A 14,318-nucleotide genomic window follows, 5' to 3' on the forward strand; every position below is an offset into this window, starting at 1 on the left:
TAAAATTTGCGCCCTCTCAGGCTCCCGCCTTAGATAAACCTCGAAACCATGCTCCGGATTTACGGTCCGGCCCGCAGGAGAACATGATGAGCAACAACGTTGTTGTCTGCGCACTGTACAAGTTCGCAGTCCTGAATGATTACAAATCCCTCCGCCAGCCGCTGCTGGATCTGATGCATGAGAAAGATGTGCATGGCACTTTGCTGCTGGCGCGCGAGGGCATCAACGGCACCATTGCCGGCAGTCGCGAAGGCATTGATGCCGTGAAAGCCTGGATCGCCAGCGACGAGCGGTTCGACGGCATTGATTACAAAGAGTCCTTTGTGGACATCCAGCCGTTCAAACGCACCAAAGTGAAGCTCAAGAAAGAGATCGTCACCATGGGCGTGGACGGTATCGATCCGAAGCGTATTGTCGGCACGTATGTGGATCCCAAAGAGTGGAACGATCTGATTTCCGATCCGGACGTGGTGCTGGTGGATACCCGCAACCAGTACGAAGTGGAAATCGGCACCTTCAGGAATGCTGTCAATCCGGCCACGGATACCTTCCGGGAATTCCCGGAATACGTGAAGCAGAACCTGGATCCTTCCAGGCACAAAAAGGTGGCTATGTTCTGTACTGGCGGTATCCGCTGCGAGAAATCCACCGCGTATCTCAAGGAGCAGGGTTTCGAGGAGGTCTATCACCTCAAGGGCGGCATCCTGAAATACCTGGAAGAGGTACCGGCAGAGCAGAGCCTGTGGCACGGAGAGTGCTTTGTTTTTGATGACCGGGTAACGGTTAACCACCGGCTGGAGCGTGGCGATTACGACCAGTGCCATGCCTGCCGCAGGCCGATTACCGAAGAAGACAAACAGCGCCCCGAGTATGAGCAGGGTGTGAGCTGCCATCAGTGCATCGATTCGCTGACCGAAGAGCAGAAAGCCCGGTTTGCCGAGCGGGAACGCCAGATGCGTCTGGCGGAAGAGCGGGGCGAAGCCCATGTGGGCGGAGAAGCCGCGCGCATCATTGCCGAGCGCAAGGCCCGGAAAAAGGCTGAAAGAGAACGTCAGGCCCGGAAAAGCCTGGATGGCGAGAGGGCGAGAAGCACCGACGGAGCCTGACCAACCCAGAAAGGAGACTTCATGGATTTACGACAGGCTGTAGCCATTACCGCAGTTGTTATCGCGCCCTTTGCCAGTGCGCAAGAGGCAGATAACTGGAAGGGCGAAACCGAGCTGGGTGTGTTGATCACCTCGGGCAATACCGAAGAGACCAACATCAAGGGGCGCCTGGGTCTGATCCATGAAGTCGAAACCTGGCGCAACACCGGTGAATTCCGGACCAATTATTCCGAGACCGAAGACCAAACCACCGCCGAGAAATATCAGGCCTCCCTGGAGACCGACTACAAGTTCGCCGAGAACCAGTACTGGTTTCTCCGGGGCTCCTATGAGGACGACCGCTTCTCCGGTTACGATTTTGAATCGTCGGTAACCACGGGTTATGGCAACCGGGTCTGGAACTCTGGTGAGCGGTCCTTCCTCGACCTGTCAGCCGGTGTCGGTTATCGGTATAACAAGCTGGATATGGTGAATGCCGAAGGCGAGGACACCGAGGAAGAGGCAATCGCCCGCTTTGCTGGCCAGTTTGATTATGCTCTTTCGGAAAATTCCCTGTTCCGCCAGAAGTTGAGCACGGAAATCGGCCTGGATGAGAACAACACGGTGACCGAGTCGGAAACGTCGCTGCATGCGAACGTGGTGGGGAACCTCTCCATGAAGGCGGCGTTTCGGGTCAAGCATCTATCGGATCCACCCGCAGGATCCGAAGACACCGACACGGAAACCTCACTCTCGCTTATCTACGGTTTCTGATTGAACGCATGAACTTGGGGTCAGATGAGATTTTCATCTGACCCCGATTTTAGACGTTGTTTCTGAGTCCCAGCTCATCCGGGTAAGGGGTGAGGTATTGCTGAGCATGCAGGTAGTCCACCGGCTCCCTTCGCTGGGCCATGCGCAGCAGCGTCATGGGAACCACCAGTGGTACCTCGCCCCGATGGTAAGCCTCCATCTGCTCCATCAACACCTTGCGGTCTTCATCACCCATGGAATCCCTGAGATAGCCCATAAGGTGCTGCATAGCGTTCATGTGTGAGCCCCGGCTCACCTTCTTGCTCATGGCCTCCATGAACAGGTTGATATAGCGTTCGGCAATGTCTTCCAATGGTTCTGACTTCAGATCCCCCAGCATCGGACCAAGCTGGCGATAGATCTTTTCGGAGTGAGCCAGGAGCTGGAATTTGTGGCGGGTATGGAATTCAATCAGCGCCTTGGCGGAGAGCTTGTCTCCGGCCACGTTCTGCATCCAGTCGTCGTAGGCGAAAACCCTCTCAACGAAATTCTCCCGAATCATGTTGTCGTTCAGTCGGCCTTCCTCCTCCACTGGCATCAGCGGGTAGGCCTTCAGCAGCGCCTCGGCAAACATGCCCCGGCCATCGCGGCGAGTTACATTGCCATCCTCGTTGTGTACTTTGATCCGCTCCATGCCGCAGCTGGGGGACTTGGCCATCAGGATGTAACCACGAAGGTCTGCCAGGGTCGGCATCACCTGTTCGATAAAGCCCTGCATGGCGTCGGTGTGATCCGCCGCGCCCCTGGTCTCTATCAGGCGCAGGCCATCACTGTATTCGCGCAGGTGGATCGCCGGGCGCGGAACGCCCAGACCAGCTTCCAGCTCCGGGCAGATGGAGCGGAAATCAAAGTGTTTCGAGAGCACCTGCGTGCAGTGACGGGAATGTTTATGGCCGCCATCATGGCGAACTTCCTTGCCCAGCAGGCAGGTGCTGATTCCGACGGGGATGCCGCTCACGTTAGTCTCCGATAATTAACCAAGTCTGATAGCTAAAACTGTCTTTGTAATACGTGAATTCAGTCTAGCCCGATCAGGCCGCCTCGGAAAACTGTAATCCTGCCTATTCAGGGTGGATTATCGAGCCTTTTCGTTTCTTCGCGGCCATGGCGAGTGTGGTGGCGTAAATGGTGCGAACGTCAGTGGCGAACTGCTCAACCGAGTAGTCTTTGGCGAACTCCAGAGCCTGTTCGGAAAGTGTCTCGCGTAGCTCATCGTCTTCCAGCAGCTTTTTGACCTGCGCCCGCCACTGGTCCTGTTTTTCCGGCGTCTTGAAGCCGTTGAACCCGTGTCGGACCACGTCTTCAATGCCACTGGAGCGAACCGCTACGACCGGCAGACCGGCGGCCATGGCTTCGAGAATCACCATGCCCTGGGTCTCTGACTTGGACGCGAAAAGGAAAGCATCGCCGAGCCGGTACCAGGTTGCCATCTCGTCCGGTGGCACGGCGCCGACCAGGGTGAAGTGTTGCTGAAGCCCGAGGTCTTCAATCTTCTTCTGCATACGGTCTTTCTGGTGGCCATCGCCGATCATCAGGAACCGGAACGGCACATCGGTTTCCCGCTTCAGGGCATCAATCGCTTCGATCATGAAGTCGATGTTTTTCTCGTTCGATAGCCGGGAAACGCTGACGAACACTTTTTCGTCCTTCAGTTCCAACTGGTCCCGTAGTTCCTTGATGTCTTCTGGCTGGACCTGCTGGAACTTCTGGTATTCGATCCCCGTGGGCTGCACAAATGTCGGTGTTTTTACCCCGATTATGCGCAGATATTCCTCGGTGGAGTAGGTGGGCACGATCACCCCGTCGCACTTGTTGGCAAAGCGCTTGATGAGGGCGTGAGAAATCAGGTTCCGGAACAGCATGCCCGGCAGGGGCACAAAGTGGGCGTAGTGCTCAAGGCGCGTATGGTAGGTGTAGATGGCCGGTACCCTGAGGGTACGCGCAACGAACAACCCCAGCGAACCCAGCCAGAACGGGTGATGCAGATGGATGATATCCGGCTTGAAAGCCCGGACCCGCTTGCGAATCCGGCCGAGGAAGATGTTGGCCAGCCGGAATTCCCGCTTCTCGCCCATGGCCAGCAATGAGGGCACTCGCAGCACGTGGGGTTCAGTTTCCGGCTGGCCCTTGTAACGAGGCGCCACCACAAGCAAGTTGTCGCCGAGCGCTTCCAGACCGAGCCGCAGGCGTTCAATCGAAATTGGTACCCCACCAATAAAGGGCAGGTAGTTATTGGTGAACATGGCCACCCGCATCGGTTTTTCAAGCCAGGGGGCCGGGTCCAGATCGTAGTCCGGGTAATAATCCTTGCCGATGAAAATGGCGCCGTACAGTTTGATGGCAATGGCCGCAAACACAGCAACGATCAGAATAAAGTTGAGGTAACCGGTGTAGAACAGGGAGTAGATAAAGAACCAGAGGCTTTCCAGGCGCTTCAGAACCGGGTGCTGTCCTACCTCCAGGCGCTGAAGGTTATGGCTTACCTTGCCGTCGGCATCCACATTCACCTGCACGTAGTGGTAGAAGCTGGTGTCATTGTTCATCACCAGGCCACCGGCGCCGCCTGTGGTGACAAAGGTAGTGTCTCCTACCTGCTCTTCTGAATAGAGTGAAAGATTGGCGGAAAATACCCGGTCAACGTCATGCTCTTCGATTGCCTGGAGCAGGGCGTCCCGGAACTCGGGCGGTGCCAGGTAATCATCCTGCTGGTCGAACGGGGCATTCTCGTCCGGGTGCAGGGGCGGGTGGCCAATGAACAGGATTCGGACCTTCGAGGTGTCCTGGGCCAACAGATCTTTCAGCCAGCGGATCTGCCAGCGCCAGGGCGTTTTTCCGGTGCTGTCCAGGAAGATCAGCCGGCTATTGCCCGCTTCGATACTGAAGAAGTGCGGGCCGAAGTGATCGTAGAAACGGAAACTGCCAAAATCCTCGTACTCGTGGGCGCCAAAGGTAAGCAGATAGGGAATGTCCAGATGGCTCAGTGTGCCGTACAGCGCCCGATATTTGTCTTCTCCGCCGCCGCTGACCGCATTCCCGGCTGAAACCAGAAAATCGAGCCCGGAGCGATTCAGTTCCGGAATGATGCGGTCCTCGAAGATGCCCACCGAGTTGTTGATGTTACCCACCACCGCAAAGCTGAACGGCTCGCCGGGTTCAAGCTGACGATGAAGCTGTTCTACCTGCTCGGTATGAACGCCTTCGAAATCCTCAGTGAACAGATTCAAATAGGTTTTGTAGCCGACCAGCAGAAGCACGACCAACAAGCACAGATAGAACAGAAGCTTGAGTGGGTTGCGGAAAATCATCCTGTTCTCCTGCGATTGGCCACAAGCTCCCTCTGGAGCACAACCAGCCCGATAATCATGCCCAGGTAAATGGTCAACAGCCGCCAGCAGACAATGACCAGTATCAGGTGGTTACCCGAGAGGATATCCCGGAAGAAACTCCCGAAAACACCCTCGGAAATACCGGAAGCACCTGGGGTGGGCGAGAAATACATAACGAAGGTGGTAACGACGAGCAGCCCCACCGACATCACATAGTCAACACTGTAGTCCAGACTGTGCATCAGCAGCGCCGGGAAGCTGAACAAACTGAGCAGAAATACCGCAGTGAACAGAATCGACAGCCACACGAATACCGGGGCGCCGCGCAGGTAATCGCCAAAACTCCGGGAAAGCCGCAGCATCTCCCTGCGCGCCTTGAACTGCCAGCGTTGATGGCGGCGTTCGCTAATCAGGTGAAGCCGGCGTGCGGCGCTCAGCAATCGGGTCAACGGGCCGATCAGCCAGCGGGTCCGGAACAGCAGCACCAGGAAAAAACCAAGGTAAAGCACAATCAGCAGTGCCAGCGCGGTACCGATATCACCGACAATCGAATTGCCGTCCAGGGGCTTGAGCGTGAGCAGGAACACCGGCGTCAGCGAGAAAATGAACAGCACCGCGAGTACCGTTCGAATCGTTGTTGCTGCTGTGGCCCTGCCAACCGGGACGCCTTGCTGGCTCAGGAACCAGATCTGAGCGAAACCGCCTCCCGTAGCCATGGGCGTGATGTTGGAGAAAAACAGATTGATAAATACCAGCCTGAACATCGCCGGTAGTGGTAGCCGGTGACCCAGCGCCCTCAGGGTAAAATAGAGCCGAAGGCCATCCGAGAGGAAATAGACCAGCAACAGGCCAGCCACCGATAACAGGGTTCCCGGCGCGATCAGCCTGGCATCGAAGGTAAGGGTGCGTTCGGCGAACAGATGGTAAACGGTATACAGCCCGGCAGCGGTAAGCGCCAGAAACAACAGACTGAACATCGCCAGTCTTTTTCCCGAAGCGCGCTTTGAGTAGCTGATTTCAGTGGAGTCAGTCATGGGCTGCCCGTCAGAGTGAGACGGGCAGTTTACAGGGTAGGGTGTGGTCGGTGTCCAGTGTCGGGCTAGTGGCCATACACCATCATGGTGGTGTTGGTAATGGCGAAGTCCGTGAACTGAACACTGCCGATACTGGTGCCGCCCATCTTGAAGACCGGCATATCAATATCCGCCCGGAACTCAACATCGTGCACCGAAAGCCCTTCGTTGCCCGAAGCGGCACTGGTGCCCCTGGACAGCTTTGCAGTGGCACTGGCCATACCGAAATGGCCCAGCGTGTCATCGCCGCGCCGATTATGAATCTGAAGTCCTTCAATACCGACCGCGGCAAAGTTGAACAGTAGAATCACATCCGCCGCATCCCAGTTCAGACTGCCGTTGGTGATCTCGAAATGGGTGTCCACCTGCAGCTCAGAGCCGGACACCTCGTTGCCGTTCGCCAGAGTGCGAGTGGAACTGCCCCCGTTACGAATCACCAGATCCGTCGGCCCGATGTGACCTTGCAGCAAAATATCCGAGAACAGCGTCGCCGAACCCTCGCTGCCGGAAGTGGTCACACTGTCTACCGCCAGCTCAAAATCCACCGCTTGCAGATAATCATCCAGGCTGGTCGGATCACCATAATCCGTCGCCCCCAGATGCATCACCAGGTCACCGCTATTGAACTGCTTGCCAAAAGAGCCCGCGACGGAATACTTCGCCAGAGCATCGGCCACATCCGGATTGGTTGGGTCCAACAACCGCGCATCGGCCCGCCGGGCAATCTCCGAAAACCCGTGCTCCAGCACCTCCCCATCGCCGGCAATATCGATCGTCAGCTTCATGTTATCCAGCACCGTATCGTTCTGCCCGGATAACCTCAGCCCGTTCACATTCAAAGAACCCTCATCAATCCAGCTGAACCGATCAATGCCGAGCTTGGTCTCCAGCTCAATCGTTACCCCCGCCTGACCGGTAACACCGGACAACGTGCCATCATCCAACGGCCTGAACTCCGCCATCGCTGGCAATGGGAGCGAGAGGGCGAGCACCCAGAGCGAGAGAGCGGAAGATGTGGTGTTTCGACGACAGGCAAGTGACTGAGTCATGGTGGCCCCAAAAGTCTGGTTTATTGTTTTAGCGGGGAGCGTTAAACACTCCCCGGGCCGCAGGGGGACAGCACAACCTATGCAGCAAAAACTTTGGTTTGTTACAGACTGTTACGATAGAGGGCGAAAGCATCCAGATCCGTGCTCTCTGTCACAATCGAGGTATCGAAAAGCTATGAAGCCAGCGCTTGCTGGATAAGGGATTTCTGGTGCTCCGCAAACTCCCGGATCAGCGCCTGCGCCTTGACCGAATCCCTCGCCAGCACCGCCTGCGGCAGATTGGCAAAAAACTCACTGGTCTGCGCCAGACCCCGCCGATACCGATCAGCGCTCAGGTAATAGGCCCGACTGACCGCCGGCTTGAAATTCGAAAGCGCCTCCGTGAGATAAGGATTACCCACAACCTCACAGCAGGCATCCATCACATTAAAACTCGCCTCAACCACCCCGGAGATGTCGGCAGAGCCGTCGTTAATCTTTTCAACAACTTTGCTCACCGCCCCAAGCACCAGAGGCTTGTCGCGTTCCTGCCAGCGCTCACACAGGCGAGCGGCCATCATCATCAACAAATGCATATACACATCATAAAGCTCGGAAGCATGGGCCGCGTCCAGGCGGGTTGCAGAGGCGCCTTTTCGGGGCGTGATCTCCACCAGATGCCAGCGCTCCAGGGTATACAGGGCTTCCTTCACCGACGCCCGGCTCACCTTCAGTTCGCCGGCCAGTGTAGCCTCCTGAATCCGCTCACCCGGGCGAATCTGCCCGGTCATGATCCGCTCTGCCAGGTAGTTGGCAATCTGCTCGGCCAGAGTGTTAGGCACCTGAAAATCCATAAAGGCTCTCTGAACAGGTCGTAAAAACCGGTCGGCAGCTGCGGTAATCCGGCCGGCTTGGGAATGAGTGCGCATGAGTTTATCACAGCCTCTGAGTCTGACAGTCACAACGCCTTGATCCGCCGAGGATTCCTGACAATGGTCAAAAAACTCCCTTCAAGCGGTTGACGACTGATGTATTGTAGGACAATAATGCAGAAAACAACAGGTGATCAGAGTTTCACCAACACGCATTCGATGGAGAGAGCCCAATGAGCACAACGCAGTTATCGGTAGATCGCGAAGCCACCCGCCGGCGGATATTGCTGACTCTGAAGAAGTACAGCTACCTGATAGCCATGGTTCCCCTGGTACTCCCGCCTCTGCTGCTGGCCGCCGGCCACGCGACCGATCTGGTAAACCTGTTTTCCTGGGGCGTCCCGGTCTTTGTCTTCGGGATCATTCCGGTGCTGGACATGTTGCTGGGCAAGGATTCATTGAACCCGGACGAAGAAGCCGACGTGCCACGAATGGTCGGCGAGCGTTTTTATAAAGCCATCACGCTTGGCTGGGTCGCCGGTTTTGCGTCCTTGCTGGTATGGGGCATGCTGGAACTGGCTTCCGGCACATTCAGTCTGGTGGGGAGTATTGGCTGGATCGTCTCCATCGGCATCGTGGGCGGCCTTGGCATCAACGTCGCCCACGAACTCATCCACAAAGACGAAAAACTCGAAACCCGGGCTGGCGGCTTCCTGTTGTCACTGGTTTGCTACGCCGGCTTCAAAGTCGAACACCTGCGCGGCCACCACGTTCACGTCTCCACCCCCGAAGACGCCTCCTCATCACGCTACAACCAGTCCCTCTACAACTTCCTGCCCCAGGCCTACGTACGCAACTTCCTGAACGCCTGGAAACTGGAAGCCGAACGCCTGCAGCGCAAAGGCCATAAAGCCCTCAACTGGCGCAACGAACTGATCTGGTGGTACAGCATCAGCGCCCTGGTACTCACGGCCTTCACCATAGCCTTCGGCTGGCTTGGCGCCATCTTCTTCCTGGGTCAGAGCTTCATCGCCTTAACCTTGCTGGAAATCGTCAACTACCTCGAACACTACGGCCTCCACCGCCGCAAACTCGAAAACGGCCGCTATGAGCGCACCGGTCCGGAACACAGCTGGAACAGCAACTACTTCCTCACCAACGTCTTCCTGTTCCACCTCCAACGCCACAGCGACCACCACGCCTGGGCCAAGCGCCGCTACCAGATCCTCCGCCACCACGACGTAGCCCCCCAGCTACCAGCCGGCTACTCCGCAATGATCGTTCTGGCGATGTTCCCCCCACTCTGGCGGCGGGTAATGAACCCAAGAGTGGAAGACTATTACCAAGGAGAGGAACACCAGTTGGTCTAGCTCGAAAAGGCAAGCTGACTCAAAAGTCCGGTCGGCAGGGGTGTGAGGGGGCTATTTCTGCAGGGAAACGACTGTCTGAGCAAAGCGAGTTCGGCTTCCCGAAAGAAATAGACCCCTCACACCCCCGCCAGCCCCCAAAGTTCAGATCGGCCTAACTCCAAAGGCCCCCAGACTTCAGAGCGTCTCTGAAGAAACGCCGGCCTAAAAAACCGGCCCTCAAGACCCCGGCGGTTCGTCTCTGGCCCCGGGGTCTTTTTTCACGCCCTTGAAATCCCCCTGAAACGCACACAGGTATAATGGTTAAATCCTGCGAAAAAAAGGGAAAACCAACATGCCCAAGCATTTCGAACAGGCCCCTGGCCTCCACGAAGAATCCGTTCCCGAAACCGAAGGTTATGTGTTCAACCAGACCATGATGCGCATCAAGGAACCCGAGCGCTCCATGGACTTCTACACCCGAGTGATGGGCATGCGCCTGGTTCGCAAGCTGGACTTCCCCGAAATGAAGTTCACCCTGTACTTCCTGGGTTACCTCGATGACCGTCAGGCAGGCCTGGTGCCGCAGGACGACGCCCACCGCACCACCTTTACATTCGGCCGTGAAGCCATGCTTGAGCTGACCCACAACTGGGGCACCGAAGACGACAACGACTTCGGCTACCACAACGGTAACGACGAACCCCAGGGCTTCGGCCACATCGGTGTTGCCGTGCCGGACGTCTACGCCGCCTGCGACCGCTTTGAAAAGCTTGGTGTGGATTTCGTGAAAAAGCCGGACGACGGCAAGATGAAAGGCCTGGCCTTTATCAAGGACCCGGACGGCTACTGGATCGAAATCCTGCAGCCGGACATGCTTGAGAAGAACCGCAAAGACGACTGAGGTGCGTTATTCCGCGCCGGCCTCCTGGCCGGCTGCCGGTTTACGACCGTAGCGGGAAGCCACGACCACCGCTGCGGTCAGTATCAAGGCCCCGGCAATACCAATCGGCCCCAGAATCTCCTCCAGAAACACCCAGGCCAGTAGAGCTACAAACAGCGGCTCCAGCGTTACGATGATGCTGGAGAGCGTCGCCGGTGTGGTCTTCATGCCGCTGAAGAAACACACATAACCGATGCAGGTCGGCACCACGCCAACATAAACCACCATCAGCCAGTGCCCGAACTCCAGGCTTTCCAGCCCCTCGAATCCGCCGCTCAAAGCCACTACCGGCAACAGAATCAACGCCGCCGTAAAGAAACAGATAAACGCCGTGGTAAACACCGGTGTGCCGGCGGAACTGTAGCGACTGGTGAGCGTGAAGCCGGTGTACACACAGGCAGCCAGTAACGCCACCAGGATGCCAGCGAGCCGAAGGGTGCCGCTGGTGTCCATATCGCTCAGGACCAGCATCGCCGTGCCCACAATGGCGGCGATCAAAGACAATACCGTGAGCAGGCCAGGTTTCTCTCCCAGCAAGGGCGCTGCGAGAATCGCCACCAGCACCGGGGGCAGACAGAGCGCGATCAGGGTGGCAATGCCGGCCCCGGTAAGGTCTACAGCGAGAAGGTAGCTACCCTGGTAAAACGCCTGAAACAGGCCAAGCGCTGCCAGCGGTATCAGGGTCTTTCGGGTGAGGCTTCGAAGCGAACTACCGGGGACTTCGGCGCCCGGATTGGCGCGCTCAAGGCGAACCTGCTCCCGCCGCATCAGCAACCAGAAAAACGGCAAGGCCACCGCCAGCCTCAGAAAACCCAGCGTAATGGCCTGAAGGTCGGTACCGGTAAACAGAAACTTCGCAACAATACCCGTGGTCGCCCATAGCAGGGCTGCCAGGGCGATCAACAGGGCGCCTTGGATCATTCAATAATCAACACAATCAGCTCTTTAGGGCCGTGAACACCGTAGGCAAGGGTTTGCTCGATGTCGGCGGTTTTGGAAGGGCCTGAGATTAGCAGGGCATTGGTCGGCATGCCAGCGGCCCAGTTCTGGGCGTTCATGGCTTCATGGAAGGTTGTGAAGAGTTCCGAGGCCTTGAGAACGGCAATGTGCACTGGCGGCACCAGGCTCATGAGCCTTGGCTCATCATTGTTTGGCCACAGGATCAGAGAGCCAGTCTCGGCAATACCGCCACGTGTGGACGTAATGCTGGCGTCCACTTCGTTGAAGAGGTGGGCCTGCCAGCTTTCGATCGGCTCGTCGTAAATCAGAAGTTCCGGCAGATCGTCACGGCCGGCATCGCGTAGGGCCTGGCCGATTTCGTGCTGCTTTGGAATCAGAAGATTCCTGGCACCGCGGGTGTTCAGCAATTCGGCCAGGCGGTCCATCCACATGTCTTCGGTGCAGTGGTGCACTTCACCGTGAACCGACTCGATCATCTTCTCGAACCGCTCAATACGCTCCTTTGTCGACCAGTCATCCCGTACCAGAACAGAAAAGTCGCACTCCGGCACCGTCAGTTCACCGCCGGTTCTGTTGCGCAGACGCTGGAGAATCGTTTCCCGGGAACTCATTGGCCACGCTCCTTCATCCGCTGGTGCAGAGTTTTGGCCGCCAGTTTGGGCGCCGTGCGGTAATCAGTCCAGGCGCCGGCTTTCGACGGTTGCAAGGCCCTGAATTTGCTGGCGGCACCGGTGCCGAAACGGTAGATGCCTGGGCTGGCATGCATCCAGGCCCAGCCCTTCCAGATCATCGCTTCCATGGAGCTGCGTTTGGCGCCGTGGCCACGGACCTTGGCCGGATGGAGTTTGTCACCATCCACGGATTCCTGGCGCAGGCGCACCAACAGATCGGGTATGGGAATCTTCACCGGACAGACCTCGCCACAGGCACCACACAGGCTGGAGGCGCTGGGCAAATGCCGGCCTTCGTCCAGGCCAATCAGATGCGGCATCAGGATCTTGCCGATTGGGCCCGGATAGGTCGTGCCATAGGCATGGCCGCCCACGCGGGTGTACACCGGGCAGTGGTTCATACAGGCGCCGCAGCGGATGCAGCGCAGGGTGTCCAGCAGTTCGTCGTCCTGGTAAATCGACGAGCGGCCGTTGTCCACCAGCACCAGATGCACTTCCTCGGGGCCGTCCAGCTCCTCCGCCTTGCGGGGGCCGGAAATCATGTTGAAGTAAGTGGTGATGTGCTGGCCGGTGGCAGAGCGGGTCAGCAGGGCGAGCAGGGCAGAGACGTCCTCCATGCTCGGCACCACCTTTTCTATGCCGGTAACAGCAATGTGGCACTTTGGCACCGTGGTGGTCATTCGGCCGTTGCCTTCGTTTTCCACCAGGCACAGGGTGCCGGTCTCCGCCACCGCAAAGTTAACCCCGGACACGCCCACATCGGCGTTCATGAACTTTTCCCGCAATTGCAGGCGGGCACTGGCGGTGAGGTATTCCACGTCGTTGGAGAGATCGGTGCCGGTTTTGTCGTGCAATAACTGGGAGATCTCACCGGTGTTCTTGTGAATCGCCGGCATGATGATGTGCGATGGCGTTTCATCCGCCAACTGCACAATGTACTCGCCTAGGTCTGATTCCAGGGCTTCGATCCCCTGTTCCTCCAGGTAATGGTTCAGCTCAATTTCCTCGGAGACCATGGACTTGCCCTTGATCACCGTCTTGGCATCCCGCGCCTTGCAGATATCCCGCACAATCCGGCAGGCCTCATCGCCATCCACTGCCCAGTGCACCTTGATGCCGTTCTCTGTCAGCTTTTTCTCAAGCTGCTCCAGCAAGTCAGGCAGATTGGCCAGGGCCCGCAGGCGAACATTGGCGCCCAAATCCCGGAGGGTTTCCAGATCCCAGCCCTCGAACGCCGTCTTGCGCTTGGACATCAGCCCGTCCATCGCGCTGCGGAAGTTCTTGCGGATCTTGGGGTCGTGAATGGCCGCCTGAGCGCGCGGGTGAAACTCTTTTACGTCGATGTGATGGCCAGTGTGCTCGGCTGTTTCGCTCATGACTGCTGCCCCCCTTTGCCCTGGGTTCGCGCCCAGAGGAAACTGAGAATATGCTGGCCCTCAACAGGCTTTTGATTCTTCTCGGCGTAGCCGGCAATGTTCATCAGGCAGCCGCAATCGGTGGTCACAAACTGCCTGGTGCCGGTATCCACCAGGGCGTCCACTTTCTCGCTCACCATGGCTCCGGAAATCTCCGGGTGGCGGACTGCAAAGGTGCCGCCGAAACCGCAACACTCCTCGGGCCGCACTTGCTCCACCAGGTTCACGTTTTTCAACTGGCCAAGCAGCTTGGGCCCCACTTCGGCCACGCCCATTTCCCGGCGGGCGGAGCAGGAGGTGTGCATGGCCACGGTGGTGGGCTCGCCCAGATCTTCCAGCTTGATGTGGCAGACGTTGAGCAGAAAATCCGTCAGCTCCCAGATCCGGCCCGCAACCTCGGCGGCTTTCACCTCTTCCGTGGTGTCCTTGAACAGGTCCGGGTAGTGCTTGCGCATCATGCCGCCACAGGAGCCGGACGGCACCACAATGGGCCAGTCGCCGGGAAACAGGTCGAGCTGGGCTCTGGCTACTGATCGGGCCTGGTCGTGATAACCGGAAGTGTAGGCTGGCTGTCCACAGCAGGTCTGGTTCTGCGGAAACAGCACCTCAATGCCTTCACGCTCCAGGAGTTCCACGCCGGCAATGCCCGCATCAGGGTAGAACATGTCCACCAGGCAGGTGCCGTAGAAATAGACTTTCGCAGGTTTTGCAGGATAAACCTTGATCGGATCAACCATGTGCGGATGCTCAACGGTTTTTGAATTGTTATCCAGCAATAATAGGGTG

Annotated in this window: 13 protein-coding genes; 4 read left to right on the top strand and 9 right to left on the bottom strand. The window is 57.6% G+C overall.

Features of this window, described 5'->3' with window-relative positions; translation table 11 throughout:
• Positions 1 to 86: 86 nt before the first annotated feature.
• Both trhO and ACWJ62_RS01260 read left to right on the top strand, forming a co-directional pair.
• On the top strand, positions 87 to 1,106 hold the full coding sequence (gene trhO / locus ACWJ62_RS01255) for an oxygen-dependent tRNA uridine(34) hydroxylase TrhO (RefSeq protein ID WP_449284558.1): 1,020 nt from the start codon (positions 87 to 89) through the stop codon (positions 1,104 to 1,106).
• A 21-nt stretch (positions 1,107 to 1,127) separates the two neighbouring features.
• Positions 1,128 to 1,859 (top strand): DUF481 domain-containing protein, encoded by a 732-nt coding sequence (locus ACWJ62_RS01260; protein WP_449284559.1) that lies wholly within the window; start codon positions 1,128 to 1,130, stop codon positions 1,857 to 1,859.
• 49 nt (positions 1,860 to 1,908) lie between these two features.
• On the opposite strand, the gene ACWJ62_RS01265 is transcribed toward ACWJ62_RS01260, so the two are convergent.
• From ACWJ62_RS01265 to ACWJ62_RS01285, 5 genes are all read right to left on the bottom strand, one after another.
• Positions 1,909 to 2,856, bottom strand: a complete 948-nt coding sequence (locus ACWJ62_RS01265) for a YbgA family protein (protein ID WP_449284560.1) — start codon at positions 2,854 to 2,856, stop codon at positions 1,909 to 1,911.
• Positions 2,857 to 2,959: 103 nt separating this feature from the next.
• The gene (locus tag ACWJ62_RS01270; RefSeq protein WP_449284561.1) at positions 2,960 to 5,203 is read right to left on the bottom strand and encodes a glycosyltransferase; all 2,244 of its coding nucleotides are present in this window, start codon (positions 5,201 to 5,203) and stop codon (positions 2,960 to 2,962) included.
• Positions 5,200 to 6,258, bottom strand: coding sequence for a lysylphosphatidylglycerol synthase transmembrane domain-containing protein (locus ACWJ62_RS01275; protein WP_449284562.1), 1,059 nt, complete (start codon positions 6,256 to 6,258; stop codon positions 5,200 to 5,202). Before ACWJ62_RS01275 ends, ACWJ62_RS01270 begins: the two co-directional genes overlap by 4 nt.
• 65 nt (positions 6,259 to 6,323) lie before the next feature.
• Positions 6,324 to 7,346, bottom strand: coding sequence for a DUF6160 family protein (locus ACWJ62_RS01280; protein WP_449284563.1), 1,023 nt, complete (start codon positions 7,344 to 7,346; stop codon positions 6,324 to 6,326).
• A gap of 173 nt (positions 7,347 to 7,519) precedes the next feature.
• On the bottom strand, positions 7,520 to 8,179 hold the full coding sequence (locus tag ACWJ62_RS01285) for a GntR family transcriptional regulator (RefSeq protein WP_449284564.1): 660 nt from the start codon (positions 8,177 to 8,179) through the stop codon (positions 7,520 to 7,522).
• 251 nt (positions 8,180 to 8,430) lie between these two features.
• Here ACWJ62_RS01285 and ACWJ62_RS01290 point away from each other — a divergent pair, with 251 nt between their 5' ends.
• A complete protein-coding gene (locus ACWJ62_RS01290) occupies positions 8,431 to 9,567 on the top strand; it encodes an alkane 1-monooxygenase (RefSeq protein ID WP_449284565.1) in 1,137 nt (378 codons plus the stop codon).
• A gap of 331 nt (positions 9,568 to 9,898) precedes the next feature.
• Complete coding sequence (gene gloA, locus ACWJ62_RS01295; protein ID WP_449284566.1) at positions 9,899 to 10,447, top strand: lactoylglutathione lyase; 549 nt, start codon at positions 9,899 to 9,901, stop codon at positions 10,445 to 10,447.
• 6 nt (positions 10,448 to 10,453) lie between these two features.
• On the opposite strand, the gene ACWJ62_RS01300 is transcribed toward gloA, so the two are convergent.
• From ACWJ62_RS01300 to ACWJ62_RS01315, 4 genes are read right to left on the bottom strand one after another with little or no spacing between them, the layout of a single operon-like run.
• Positions 10,454 to 11,407 (bottom strand): DMT family transporter, encoded by a 954-nt coding sequence (locus ACWJ62_RS01300; protein WP_449284567.1) that lies wholly within the window; start codon positions 11,405 to 11,407, stop codon positions 10,454 to 10,456.
• Complete coding sequence (locus tag ACWJ62_RS01305) at positions 11,404 to 12,057, bottom strand: LutC/YkgG family protein (RefSeq protein ID WP_449284568.1); 654 nt, start codon at positions 12,055 to 12,057, stop codon at positions 11,404 to 11,406. Before ACWJ62_RS01305 ends, ACWJ62_RS01300 begins: the two co-directional genes overlap by 4 nt.
• Positions 12,054 to 13,493 (bottom strand): LutB/LldF family L-lactate oxidation iron-sulfur protein, encoded by a 1,440-nt coding sequence (locus tag ACWJ62_RS01310; RefSeq protein WP_449284569.1) that lies wholly within the window; start codon positions 13,491 to 13,493, stop codon positions 12,054 to 12,056. Before ACWJ62_RS01310 ends, ACWJ62_RS01305 begins: the two co-directional genes overlap by 4 nt.
• Positions 13,490 to 14,269: a (Fe-S)-binding protein gene (locus ACWJ62_RS01315; protein ID WP_449284570.1), complete on the bottom strand. Its 780-nt coding sequence runs from the start codon at positions 14,267 to 14,269 to the stop codon at positions 13,490 to 13,492. Before ACWJ62_RS01315 ends, ACWJ62_RS01310 begins: the two co-directional genes overlap by 4 nt.
• Positions 14,270 to 14,318 lie beyond the last annotated feature (49 nt).

The sequence above is a fragment of the Marinobacter sp. PE14 genome (assembly GCF_053566155.1).